Source organism: Robertkochia solimangrovi (assembly GCF_007279655.1).
In the GTDB taxonomy this organism is placed as follows: Bacteria; Bacteroidota; Bacteroidia; order Flavobacteriales; family Flavobacteriaceae; genus Robertkochia; species Robertkochia solimangrovi.
The window spans coordinates 139,504-152,611 of sequence record NZ_QKWN01000007.1 but is presented as its reverse complement, the minus strand read 5'-3'; the positions used below and the strand labels follow the sequence as shown (position 1 = coordinate 152,611).

Below are 13,108 nucleotides of genomic sequence, written 5' to 3'. Positions count from 1 at the left end.
AAACCGTCTGGGATTCCGGACGGTTTTTTGTGCACACGAGAGGACTCGAACCTCCACACCTTACGGCACTGCCACCTGAAGACAGCGTGTCTACCAATTTCACCACGTGTGCAAATGGTGCTGATTTCAACAGCGGTGCAAATCTAAAAAAATAGTTAGATATCATCTATATTTAAAATAATATTTTTTAAGGATTATTTGACCTTTATAAGCAGTCATTTTAATGCTTCAGTCGATGCATCAAAGTGTTTCTTTTGTCCATCAAATTTTCGCTGATGCCGATCTTATAATCATGAGGATATTCGAAACGCTTGTAATCTTCCGGTAGTTTTTCGAAGATACGGAGACTTTCCCGGGCGATGTCTGCTGTTTTTAAGGCTACCTGCTGATCGATTATACCATTTTTCATCACAGTATGCAAAAGCGGTTGTAATTGATACTCCTTTAGAGATAATTGTCTTCTCGCTTCATGAGCATGAAACATTCTGGAGGGAGGCATTTCATTCCTTAAGGTGATAACCTCCGCTCCTGCAAAATCACCATTATTTTCTATTGCTCTGTAAACCTGTTTTTGATCGGGTAAGGTAGTTTTAATGACTGTTTCCGAAATCTTCATTCGGGGACTTCCATCAAATACACTCAACTTATAAACCCCATCAAGTGCCGCGTCAGGTTTAGCGGTGGCCAAGGAGGTGCCGACACCATAGATATCTATGGGAGCCTTTTGTTCTTCCAGACTTTTAACGATATATTCGTCGATCTGATTTGATACGATGATCTTTACATAATCGAGTCCGGCTTCATTTAGTCTTTGTCTGCAGACTTTTGATAAATAGCTGAGATCTCCACTGTCTAACCGAACCCCCAACAACCTTTTATCCCGATTTTCCATTTCCTTTGCTACCGTAATTGCATTGATAAGTCCACTGTTGAGAGTGTCATAGGTATCTAAAAGTAATACACAGTTATTCGGGTTCGTTTCAGCAAAATCCCGGAATGCCATAAGTTCATCCTCATAGGATTGAATATAGGAATGTGCCATGGAACCTGAAACGGGAAGGTCAAAATCCATGGAAGCCAATACATTGCTGGTTCCGTTGAATCCGCCGATACAAGATGCCTTGGAGGCATGATAACCGCCAAGTCCCTGAGCTCTTCTTAAACCGAGTTCCAGAAGCGTCTTTCCGTTCGCTACCTGATAGATTCTACGTGCTTTGGTCGCGATAAGACTTTGAAAGTTCAAATAGTTCAGTAAAAGGGTTTCCGTTAATTGGGCTTCCGCAATTCCAGCTTCAACCTGTAGGATCGGACGGTTAGGAAATATAACATCACCTTCCTGACAAGCGAAGATCGTACCCCGGAAACGGAAGTCCTTCAAATAGGCCAGAAAGTCACTGTCAAACCCTTTTTCTTTTAAAAAGTCAAGGTCTCTTTCCGTAAACCGAATCTTTTCAAGGAGTTGCAATAATTCCGAAAGTCCGCAAAAAATGGCATAACCCCCTTCGTAGGGTAACTTCCTGAAAAAGTAATCGAAGACACATTGGGTTTCAGCGCGTCCTTTCAAAAAAAAAGACTGTGCCATTGAGATCTGATAAAGATCGGTATGTGAAAAGGAGATATCGAACATTATACTTTTGAATTCTAGTGAAAAATGACGGCTATCCGTCGGTCAGGGACAGTACTGTGAAATTACTAAAAAAAATTATGAGTCGTTTCCATTCATTTGTGTTACGATGTTACTTGTAACGTTGTTATCTGGAGGTAGTAAGTGCTGAAGCAGTTAGCTGTTTTCTGTTTTCTGACTTCTGGCGTCGATTTAATTGAAAATTGATAATTGAGAAGGGAGTGATACTCTTATGTGGTTCTGCTTTATGTGTTCAATCAGTAACATTTTAACTCTAAAAGGGTTGTGAATTATGGATTATGAATTAAGGGTTATGAATTATGGGGTTATATTCAATTCTTCATTCTCTGTTCCGTTGTTACCTGTAACCTTGTAACGTGTCACTATATAAAGCAGTATTAAGTTTTCTATATGTTTAAAGTAGATTAAGGGTTTAATACCTTGTTTTCCTCCTCGGTTAACATTCTGGAGTGCACGATGAATCGTATTCCCATTGGGATCTCTAAGGAGAAACTGGACCCGCGGCCTTCGGTAATATCGATAGTGAGGAAAGTATGCTTCCAATACTCAAATTGATCGCGGTTCATATAGAAGTTGACCCCTTCGAGTTGTCCCAGTAGTACATCACTTTCATCGAGATACATATCTTCTTTCTCAAAGATCATCGGGCAGGAGCCGTCACAGCATCCACCACTTTGATGAAAGATGAGATCACCGTGTTGTTCTTTTAGTTTGCGAACTACTGTTGCAGCCTTGTCAGTAATGGCTATTCTCTCCATTTTAAAAGAAATAAAGGGCTGAGATCTATCAGCCCTTTTAAGTTACGGATTTTTAAAAGAATCCCAGTTTATTCTTATCGTAAGATATCAGCATATTCTTGGTTTGGCGATAATGATCCATCATCATCAAATGGGTTTCCCGACCGAATCCAGATTTTTTATAACCTCCAAAGGGTGCGTGAGCCGGGTATGCATGATAACAGTTCACCCAAACTCTACCAGCCTTGATCGCACGGGGTATTTGATAAAGTTGATGCGCATCTCGTGTCCATACTCCTGCACCGAGTCCATACAATGTGTCATTGGCTATTTCGAGTGCTTCTGCCTCATCCTTGAATTTAGTAACACAAACTACAGGTCCAAAGATCTCCTCCTGAAATACCCGCATTTTATTATGGCCTTCCAGTATGGTTGGCTGAATATAAAATCCGTTAGCGAAATCTCCATCGAGTTTGCGTACATCGCCTCCGCAAAGAACTTTTGCGCCTTCTTCCTTTCCGATATTGATATACGATTTGATCTTTTCATATTGGTCATTGGATGCCTGAGCGCCTACCATAGTATTTACATCATAAGGATTATCCTGAACGATCGCTTTTGTCCTTTCGATGACTCTCGCCATGAACTTGTCGTATATATCTTCCTGGACAAGAATTCGGGAAGGGCAGGTACATACCTCACCCTGATTGAATGCAAACAGGACTGCTCCTTCGATAGCCTTATCTAAAAATGCATCATCTGCATCCATGACACTGTTAAAAAAGATGTTCGGTGATTTACCCCCGAGTTCCATGGTTACCGGATTCAGGTTCTTCGAAGCATATTGCATGATCAACTGTCCGGTAGTGGTTTCACCGGTGAATGCAACCTTGTCTACTCTCGGACTCGATGCTAAAGGTTTTCCTGCTTCAGGACCGAAGCCATGTACCACGTTCACTACTCCGGGAGGGAAGACTTCAGCGATCTTTTCCATAAGCAATGTTGCGGAAGAGGGGGTTTGTTCTGCAGGTTTCAATATCACACAATTTCCTGTAGCCAACGCTGGAGGTAATTTCCAGGACAACATCAGTAGTGGGAAATTCCAAGGAATGATCTGTCCGACCACGCCCAGCGGTTCTCTGATGTTCATCGATAAGGTATTCGCATCCAGCTCCGTCGCGGTTCCTTCTTCGGCTCTGATACAAGACGCAAAATATCTCCAGTGATCTACTGCAAGCGGAACATCTGCATTGAGGGTTTCTCGTATCGGTTTACCATTGTCACAGGTCTCAACAACTGCGAATTCTTCTAAATTGGCTTCAATGATATCTGCTACTTTATTGAGTAGTGCAGCTCTTTCGGCTGCTGAGGTGTTTCCCCATGCTTCTTTGGCGGCATTTGCAGCGTCAAGCGCCAGTTCAACATCTTCTTTTTGCGATCGCGGATATTTCGCAATCAGACTATTATCTACCGGAGACCGGTTCTCAAAATACGCACCGCCTACGGGATCGATGAACTTACCGTTGATGAAATTTCCGTATTGCGTTTTGAATTTGGGTTTAGTGTAACTCATAGTGTCAGATTTTAAGTAATTTTTGATAAAGATTCGATTATTGGATTGGTTGAGAAAAAGCCTTCGTGTTGGCTTATTCGTAGTTTGTAGTGTTTAAAAATGCGTAATAATCGATTTTAGTAAAGATAATTTATCAAATCCTTATTTTCTTGCACAAATGTGTTATATTGTTGAACATTTCTATTTTTTGATTTTTATCTCGTTACTTATTTCAACTACAGAGTCATGGAACATCTATTGGAGCATCATAAGAACAGTCGTAAACTCACAACGCTGGTCGAGAACAGAACCATGTATAATGCAGATTTTGCCGAACTCAATATCTATGAGACCCATGTGGCGGCAGAAGGTGTTTCCCTGACCTTTGATTTTCCGGTGATCGCCAGTATGCTGACCGGTAAAAAAGTAATGCATATCGAAGGAATTCCTTCATTTGATTTCTTTCCGGGTGAATCGGTAGTAATGCCGGCCAATAAAGAGATGGTAATAGACTTTCCGATCGCAACACAAAAGGATCCTACGCAATGTCTGGCACTGGGTATTGAGAGCTCCAAAATCGATGAAGTTGTTGAAAAGTTCAATCATTATGTTCGTGTAGAAAAGGAGAATCACATCTGGAATATCGATGATACTGCTTCTCATCTCATTCATAACAATGAAGTGAATCAATTGGTAGGACGTTTGGTAACCACCTTTACGACAAATAGCAGAACCAAAGATGTACTGCTTGATCTCATGATTCAGGAATTGATCGTAAGACTGTTACAAACAAAGGCTAAAGCTTATATCTTGAACGATACGGAGGAACTTTTTAATGATACCCGAATTGGAATGGTTATCAAATTTATAAAGGAGAATCTCACTAATGTTGACATTACCGTAGACCTTCTCGCCGAAAAGGCTTGTATGAGCATTTCTCATTTTCATAAAAAGTTCAAGAACACCCTCGGAATTTCCCCGATCGATTATATAAATTCAGAAAAGATCAGAATCGCTAAGAAGCTGATCAAAGAATCTGGAATTCAAAGTATATCAGAAGTCGCATATAAGTCCGGATTTAATAATACAAGTTACTTCAATCGACAATTCAAGAAACTTGAATTGATGACCCCGCAGCAGTTCAAACGGTCCGTGGAACGAAACTGAAACGTCCTCGGCAAAAAATCACGTATCCTGTTATATTTTTTGGAACCTGCAGCTGGTAAAATTCTGTTGTGTTCCAAAAGGAGTGTTATGGTCAACTTCCTTACACCCGAGACTTTTAAATGACGCGAACTTTTTCTGTAATGTCTTCGCTGCATATTGATGGATCGGAATTCCACTGCATTTTAGGGGGCCTGATTCTGAAAATGTACTGATAAGTAAATAACCTGAATCAGACAACGCTTCCTCTGTGATCCTTATATAGTTCATGATCTCAGATTCCTCCGTTAAGAAATGAAATGCAGCACGGTCATTCCAGAAATCATATTTTTCGAAGGGTTTGAAATCGACGATGTCAGATACGATCCATTTCACCTTTTGGGCTTTTTTGCCTAGTCTTTCCTGAGCTTTTTTGATGGAATGTTCAGAAATATCGAGTACCGTAATATCATGATAACCAAGGTCCAGAAGATGATCGGCGAGGTAACTGTCACCACCACCTACGTCGATGAACCGAGCGGTTTCAGGCAAATTTATTTCCCTGATAAAATCAAGGGCCAGATGAGGTATTGGCTGGTACCAGCTTACTTCCTTTGGTTTTTTATGTTGATAGATATGTTCCCAATGCGATTTTCTGTCAAATGCTGTCATCTTCATATTATTGTTAATTAAGGGATCGAAACTTTCGGCCCCAGAAATTTCGGTTGTTTATGGAACAAGACATCGAACACGGCCTTGGTGCGGGCCAGGTATTCTCTTAAATGCGTTTTGATGCCATGTTTACCCGAAACATCGATAGCATTATATCCCGTAGCTACAAGATCATTCATGCCGGCCAGATATACCTCCCTTTCGTTATGAAATTTTTGAGAAATTACAATCACGCTATCCAGACCAAAGATCTTTTTTGCCCTGATCATCGAATCAAGTGTACTGAAACCGGCGTAATCAAGGAATATTTTTTGAGCAGGAATGCCTCGCTCCACCAGGGCGTCTTTAAAATCAGAAGGTTCATTATAAGCAATCTGACCGTTATCACCACTTACCAGTACAAAGGCTATCTTTCCGCTATTATAAAGTGAGACGGTGGCATCGATCCGATATTTGAAGAAGAGATTGAGGTTCCCATCTTTCAGCAATTTCGAGGTGCCAAGCACCAGTCCTACCTTATGTTTAGGCAGTTCGGAAAGGGTGTCAAAAGTTTTTCCATTGGAATAATCCGTAATTATATGATCAGATAGTAATACCAATATTAAAATCCCTATCAATGGTACGGTTAGTATATATCTTTTCTTTTTTCTGAACATAAAGGAAAGATAATTAACTCCGATGAACCTGCAACGTGAATTAACCCTTTTGTTTACCGACACAAATCTGCTTCAGTATAAGTTTAGGGAATCTTCGTAGGCTGTAAAAATAGGATCGGATAATTAATTCGTTTAATTCTTCACTTCCATGATCCTGTAAAGATCATAAGCTTTCTGATCGTAAGGATAGTCCCAGCAACCCATTCTGTGAAAGAGGTCTCCTCCAAACCCTTTTTTATAGATGTGCACTCCGTGAAGTGGATGAGAATCGTTGAGGTTCGGAGCGGAGCCGAACATGTCATATTCGGTACATCCATTTTTTTTAGCGGTTTTGATCGCTTCCCATTGCAGGGCATAACTAGCCATCCGGTCTTTATTACCCGTAGAAGAAGCTCCATACAGATAGATACCTCTTTTATTGGATAGCACCAGGAACATGGATGCCAGAAATTCCCCTTCACAATCAGCCATGAGCATTTTTACCTTAACGCCGTTTTTGGAATCATCCTGATTTTTCATAATGGAAGCGAAGTAGGCTTCATCCTGAAGGGGCATATTGTGTCTTATTGCAGTTTCATGATATAACTTATACCAATCACTGATATTCTCAATTCCATATTCTCTTGTGGTGATCCCTTTCTTTTTAGCCCGACGAATATTATAACGGGTATTGTATCGCATATTGTAGAGCAGGTCATCTTCCTCGTTCTCCAGATCCAGAAAGAAGGTGTTCTTTGGGAGAATGTCTCCCGGACTTTTTTTAAGGTTCCAGTTGTGGGTTTTGTAGTTCACTCTGAATTCCTGAACCTTATGTTGAGGCGGCCCCATCCAGTCTCCATTATTATCAAAATATTCATCTTCAACCGACCATTGGTTTTGCCAGATCAGATCATAACGGATGAAAATACAATTCTGTGGAAGGTGAGGTCTGATAGTTTCTGAAAGTTGCTCAAGAAATACACCCTGATTCTCAAAATTAGGCTCCAGTTTCGGGCCGTAAGGGATGTATGCAAAACAATGCTCCGGATCGATATATCGAATCAGTACCAACAGGTCATCATATGTGTTTTCCAATGAATTGTTGGTGTTATAGAGAGCGTCTTTGGAAATCGTTAGTTCAAATCCGCAAGGTTCAAAGCCTTGCTCGTTTTTAAGCCGCCCCCAGAAGGAGGTTTGAGGCAAAATGTTAGTCGGTCTGATCTCTTCAATTTCTTTTCTCTCTACGGTACAATTCATTTAAAAAAATTTCCGGCAAAAGTATAAAAACCTGATAACCTGATGAAATAATACCGGAATGGATTGATATAAGCCTTCAGGGATCTAGTCATATACCACTTCAGAAAGCATCTTTTCGAGCATGTCCTTACTGAAAGTCTTTCCGTTCTTGATCACAGCTTCAAGCGTTTTGATCGCTTCGATATCCTCGAGGGGATTCTTTTCGAGTACGATCAGATTTCCGACTTTCCCGGGAGCTATATCGCCGTAATACTCAGATAGATCAAAAAATCCTGGTCCGTTGATCATAGATGCGGAGAGTGCCTGTTGTGGAGTCAGGCCTTGTTTAACGAGTTCTCTTAGTTCTTCGATCAATGAAACGCCGGGATACACAAAGGAGTTGAAAGCACCACAATCAGAACCGGCAAGAATATGAATTCCAGAATCATAAATCGGTGGAATCATCTCATTGAATTTTTCGATTCTTTTCCTGTTATACGCCTTGCTTTTTTCACTCATGTTCATGGCAGTTTTTATTCTTCTTTCATAGGTCTTTTGAATTCCGGGTCCCATATACTTCAGATAAGTTTTTGAATCGAGATCCATGGTGGGAATATTAAATAGCACATTGCTTATATAGAGTGTCGCGGTCACATATATATTCTTTTCGGCCAGGCTTCTGAAATTCTTTTCAGCCAGATCGTTGTCATAAGTCTCGGTTAAAAGAGGAAGTCCCTGAAAGCCTATCTTTAGATCACGGATACTATCTGCGACTGCAGAACCCTGTGGCATGAGGTAGTATAAATGTTCAATTCCATCCAGGCCAAGAGCAACCGCCTTATTCAGATCAGCATCCATCGGCATATGACCGGTCACTTTAAATCCTCTTTTCGACGCCTGACTTATAATCTCATAATACATTTCCGGCGTTATACTGCCATCATAAATTTTAACGAAGTCGACCTTGAGTTTTTGCAGTGAATCAAGAGCCTTACTTACTTCCTCTTTATTGGTCACCGGAATAGAACCCTCCCAGGACCAGCCGTCACCATCAAGTTTGGGACCTGATGTAAAAATATCAGGACCGGATAATTCACCTTTTCTGATCTGTGCCTTCCAATCAAGCACCGTAGGTGTGATATCACCTCCAGCTTCCCTTACGGTGGTAATTCCATTCGCAAGAAACAAAGGGAGCAGGGTCTTGTTTTCAGCGATCAGACTATCGCCACCTCTGAAATGTACATGATTGTCCCATAGTCCGGGCATGAGATAAGCTCCAGCTGCGTCCAGTGTGTCGGCCGCTTTATATTCGGATAATGCTGCATTTGTTGAAACGATCCTGATCGTATCCTGACTAATACCTATAAATTGGTCGGCATAGACTTCACCATTGGCAACGTCTACGACATTTGCATGGATGATCAACAAGTCAAATGCTTCCTTAGGTTGAGAATTGCAGGAAAATAATAGCGCTGATATTAGGACAGAAAGAATTATATTGATTTTCATGAAAAAGGCAGTTATTGGTTGGTGATTTAAAGATAAGCCTATTTTTTAGTTATCAATATCCTTTATTGTCTTGTGCGGGTTGATGGATAGACGTTTAGCATTGAAAATTAAGAATTATAAATTAACATTTACAATCTACCCAACTTCCCGCTCTTCGAACTTGATCTGAACAATCAGAGACTTACTTTTTCAGAAACCGAAACGGCCATTTGAGAATCAAGTCCTTCGAGCAGTACATAATCCACTTTCGCATGAATACCTGTCGCACTATCCTTGAGTTGTATGAACATGCGTTTCAGAAAAATCTTTTTATCATTTACTGTTACATATACGCGTGGCTTACCATGTTCATCAAGTGTCAGGTAGAACTTTAGTTTCTTGGAAGCCGCTAAATGCATTTCAAAGAAATTATGCCGCAAAAAATCTATATCCAGACCATAAGCGAGTTCCTTTTGCAGTTTAGTCAGCGGTTTTTTTATGCCTCCTTTGGTGTAAAGGATTCGGTATTCTTCAACAGGGTTTTCCCGGTCAATACTTTTTCCTTCCATATTGGCATCATATACATACGTATTATGGTTGTGACTATGTTGAATATAGAAAAGTCTTGTTGGGGTACTTTCCGGAATCGGATAACCGTCCTGAGCTTGAATGATCGAAAAACAAAGTAAAAGAATAAGAGGTAGGGCTAATTTCATAAGCGGTGTTTGTCCTATAAAATTAAACAAAATGTTGAGTTTTCAAAGGAAATGGAAAGCAGATCCATGGATCGATACCTGTAAATAGAATTTATATCTCGCTACCTTCCCTATTGCTTTTTCCACTGTCATCGATGGGTTGTCTTCTGGCTTGTTCCGACTCCGAAATAGAGTATGGCACCGAATATTCCGAAGAATACTACAACCAATATCCATACGGTCTTATTATTTCCGGGAAATTCACTTTTAAGGATATCGATGAGGGCGGCTACCACGAAAACGATGGTAATTATGGCAATGATGAATAGGGTCAACTGCCACAATCCAAATGCGGTTGAGATCATAATTAATAAGCTGGTTTAGTTAGTCAGGTTGTTTATGTAAAAGGCAATTTAAAGGTTTCTCTTACATTCTCAAAATAAAATTTTAAGATCTATGAAATTTATGGCCTCCTACTTACTCTGTACCTAACTCTTCTGCGATCTCTGATTTGATCCGATCATTGATGCTGATACTGGCGTTTTGAAAGGTAAAAATGGTAGTGCCTCTTTCCCTGGCATAAGGGTGCGTAACGGAGTCGAATATATTTGCTTTTTCAAAGTATGGTGATGTCTTCTCAAATTCTTCCAGTACTTCACTGGCATATTTGACCCGAATAAGATTGGCATATTCCGGTTGCAGATCGAACCAATAAATATAATCTGCATTAAACGAAACAGCCTGCAGATTTAGTTCAGAATAATAGTTAATCGCTCCAGCTTGCCCGTAATTATCACACAGTATGAGGGTAGGCTTTTTATTGTTGAAGCTCTTACTGGCGCTATCCACTTTGATAGCCAGTTCCTTCCAGCCGAGCATGTCGGCAAAATCCTGAGGGATCTCATGATTCTTTCCATCTTCCCAACGCAACATTCCTATTCTTTCATACTTGTCCTGGTGTGCTATGATATATTCCGGATCATGATTCGGAAAAGCTACCCGGGACATCAACGCGAAGAATGCTACAGGGAATAGTAATAAAGCGGGCTTTAAAAGTTTACCGGCCTGCTTACCGATACTATTTGAAAGGAATACAGTTCCATAAGCGATATAGACCGGATACAGACCAATAGCGTAATAATCTTTTGCCCTGAAATACAAGAAAACCACGATCGTAAAAATGAAGGCCCATAAAAAGCACAGATATTTTCGGTAGGGTTTATAGAATATCAAAGCGTAAAATGCGCTTACCAATACTGGAAGAGCCCCCGTAAAGAATAAAAGCTGGCTCATCAGGAAATCCTTCCTGGCGACATGTACCAACTGCCTTTCCCTTAATTCCAGCATATGTTTATACACAGGCAGATCATAATTGAACTGCCATATCAAATTAGGAAGGATCAGCAACAGAGCGAGTAAGATAGCCAGATACACTGATCGTTCTTTTAAAATGATCCTGTGTCGGGTAAGCAGGATAGCCGGGATCATTCCCAAAACCAAAAAGACTATATTGTATTTATTCAGGAAACCTAATGCGAAAACTATCGCAGCATGGTAGATCCATTTGGGCTTATAGGCGTCCAGATATCGAATGAAACAATAATACAGAGTAGTCCAGCTCAATACGTCAAAAGAATTAGGCTGAAAAAGGGTGTTGAGACGCAATAGTGAAGACAGCAGTACGCAGGTCCCACCCAAAATAAGGGCATATCGGCCACCTCCCAAATGTTTTATGGTCTTCCAGACTACAATAAGGGTCAATACTCCGAATAGTGCAGGAAAGAACTTGACAACGAACACTGAATTTCCCAGAAACTTTATGAATAGGGCAACCCAGGAAGTCAGGGGCGGGACCGACATATATCCCCAGGCTAAATGATTCGCCTGATCGAGATAGAGATATTCATCCCGTTGCAGATCATAAACCGGGTGGATCAACGAGTATTGCAGAATGAACTTCAGCGCCACAAAGACTCCAAGAATACGAGTGTTGGTTGATATTTTAAACGCTTTCGCCAATGTGTTGAAATAGGGTCAGATAGCATTTAAAGATAGTTAGAAATTTATTGGATTTTAGTTGCTCTCCATTGGATTTATTAAAATTCATAAGTAATCTGTGTGCTTATTTCTTATAGTGGCGGATCGTACATGGATCAAAAAAGTGTACTGGCGGTTTCAATATGATTGCCTGGTCTGTTGGCATTCTCTCGTTTTCCGGATTGTAACACTAAGAGTTGTATACATTCGAATTGTTAGGATGACTGGTATTTTGTGCTATGCACAAGGTCCGGGATAAAGAGGCTAAGAGGAATTATACTCTAATTTTATTCATGGATATTTGTAATTCAATTTCCGTTTGACGCTTTATTTTTTTCCTATTCTTTCCCAGGCTTTTCTTGTAATGATCAATAGGTGTTCATTCTTTATATCAAATATGGAGACATGTTTATCACTGATCACGTAATGCTGATCCCATTCGATAAAATCTTTGTACAGCAATAAGGTACAAATATCGGTTGGGTCGATATATTCTGAGTTTACATGGGAATGGGATGTCTCCTGGATCTTTTTAGCTTCTGAATTTCCGACGAATTGAAAGGGGATCAGGGAATTATGGATTTTTTCAGCTTGTTTAAATTTATTGCGATTGTTATACGTCAACAGGTAGTCATTTCCTATGTACAGGGTTCCGTTCTGCTTTGATCCGGAAAGAATGTAAACACTTCTTTTACCATCCTGTATTACGGGTATGAAATTGAAACCGGTATTTTCATATAAGGTAAACAGGTCGTCTTCATTTTCTGTCACCCTCCTTTTTGCATCGTCAACCAATTCAAAAAGATCTTTTTCATGAGCTGAAGCATTTCGAAGTGTTGCGGTTACCTTATCTGGTGTTGCATCCGGAAGGCCGTCAAATTGAATAGTCAACCTGATCATATCAGGATTCTCTTTTAAAAAGAATACTGTGATCACTTTATCATCGTCCGGTTTATAGGAGAGATAGGAGCCGATCGAATCAACAAGTTCCTTGTGTTCTTCAAAGAGAAGATCGGTACTATACCACGAGGCTTTTTCCAGTTCATATAGGAAATAGCCTTTTTCTAAGATATCCGTTTCAATTCCACTTTGAGCAAAAGCCGGAAAGGAAATCATACATAGCAAGATCAATTTCAGGTAATTTAAGCCATTTTTCATAAAAGGTAAACAGGATTAAAATGATATTTGGACCTCCTGAGGTTATCAGAAGGTATGCCTTATGGTTTGTTCAAATCCAGGGGGAGGAAATCTGTAAACGAAAGATAATT

12 protein-coding genes and 1 tRNA gene are annotated in these 13,108 nt (G+C 40.2%); 1 reads left to right on the top strand and 12 read right to left on the bottom strand.

The window, feature by feature from the left end:
- Positions 1-30 precede the first annotated feature (30 nt).
- From DMZ48_RS10940 to DMZ48_RS10925, 4 genes are all read right to left on the bottom strand, one after another.
- A tRNA-Leu gene (locus DMZ48_RS10940) sits at positions 31-112 on the bottom strand.
- 108 nt (positions 113-220) lie between these two features.
- The gene (locus DMZ48_RS10935; protein WP_143955185.1) at positions 221-1,627 is read right to left on the bottom strand and encodes a nicotinate phosphoribosyltransferase; all 1,407 of its coding nucleotides are present in this window, start codon (positions 1,625-1,627) and stop codon (positions 221-223) included.
- 422 nt (positions 1,628-2,049) lie between these two features.
- Complete coding sequence (locus tag DMZ48_RS10930) at positions 2,050-2,403, bottom strand: DUF779 domain-containing protein (RefSeq protein ID WP_143955184.1); 354 nt, start codon at positions 2,401-2,403, stop codon at positions 2,050-2,052.
- A gap of 52 nt (positions 2,404-2,455) precedes the next feature.
- A complete protein-coding gene (locus DMZ48_RS10925) occupies positions 2,456-3,955 on the bottom strand; it encodes an aldehyde dehydrogenase family protein (protein ID WP_143955183.1) in 1,500 nt (499 codons plus the stop codon).
- Between the two features lie 225 nt (positions 3,956-4,180).
- Here DMZ48_RS10925 and DMZ48_RS10920 point away from each other — a divergent pair, with 225 nt between their 5' ends.
- Positions 4,181-5,101, top strand: coding sequence for an AraC family transcriptional regulator (locus DMZ48_RS10920; RefSeq protein ID WP_143955182.1), 921 nt, complete (start codon positions 4,181-4,183; stop codon positions 5,099-5,101).
- Between the two features lie 30 nt (positions 5,102-5,131).
- Here the strand turns inward: DMZ48_RS10920 and DMZ48_RS10915 are convergent, their stop codons facing one another.
- From DMZ48_RS10915 to DMZ48_RS10880, 8 genes are all read right to left on the bottom strand, one after another.
- On the bottom strand, positions 5,132-5,755 hold the full coding sequence (locus tag DMZ48_RS10915) for a class I SAM-dependent methyltransferase (RefSeq protein WP_338420306.1): 624 nt from the start codon (positions 5,753-5,755) through the stop codon (positions 5,132-5,134).
- A gap of 11 nt (positions 5,756-5,766) precedes the next feature.
- Complete coding sequence (locus DMZ48_RS10910; RefSeq protein WP_143955181.1) at positions 5,767-6,405, bottom strand: SanA/YdcF family protein; 639 nt, start codon at positions 6,403-6,405, stop codon at positions 5,767-5,769.
- A gap of 132 nt (positions 6,406-6,537) precedes the next feature.
- Positions 6,538-7,641: a lipid II:glycine glycyltransferase FemX gene (locus DMZ48_RS10905; RefSeq protein ID WP_143955180.1), complete on the bottom strand. Its 1,104-nt coding sequence runs from the start codon at positions 7,639-7,641 to the stop codon at positions 6,538-6,540.
- A gap of 84 nt (positions 7,642-7,725) precedes the next feature.
- Positions 7,726-9,129 carry an amidohydrolase family protein gene (locus DMZ48_RS10900; RefSeq protein WP_143955179.1) on the bottom strand — a complete coding sequence of 468 codons (1,404 nt, stop codon included), beginning with the start codon at positions 9,127-9,129 and terminating at the stop codon, positions 7,726-7,728.
- A 173-nt stretch (positions 9,130-9,302) separates the two neighbouring features.
- Positions 9,303-9,824 (bottom strand): DUF4833 domain-containing protein, encoded by a 522-nt coding sequence (locus tag DMZ48_RS10895; RefSeq protein ID WP_143955178.1) that lies wholly within the window; start codon positions 9,822-9,824, stop codon positions 9,303-9,305.
- A 128-nt stretch (positions 9,825-9,952) separates the two neighbouring features.
- Positions 9,953-10,168 (bottom strand): PLDc N-terminal domain-containing protein, encoded by a 216-nt coding sequence (locus DMZ48_RS10890; RefSeq protein WP_143955177.1) that lies wholly within the window; start codon positions 10,166-10,168, stop codon positions 9,953-9,955.
- Between the two features lie 112 nt (positions 10,169-10,280).
- A complete protein-coding gene (locus DMZ48_RS10885; protein WP_242009179.1) occupies positions 10,281-11,822 on the bottom strand; it encodes a glycosyltransferase family 39 protein in 1,542 nt (513 codons plus the stop codon).
- A 345-nt stretch (positions 11,823-12,167) separates the two neighbouring features.
- Complete coding sequence (locus tag DMZ48_RS10880; protein WP_143955176.1) at positions 12,168-12,998, bottom strand: hypothetical protein; 831 nt, start codon at positions 12,996-12,998, stop codon at positions 12,168-12,170.
- Between the last annotated feature and the right edge of the window lie 110 nt (positions 12,999-13,108).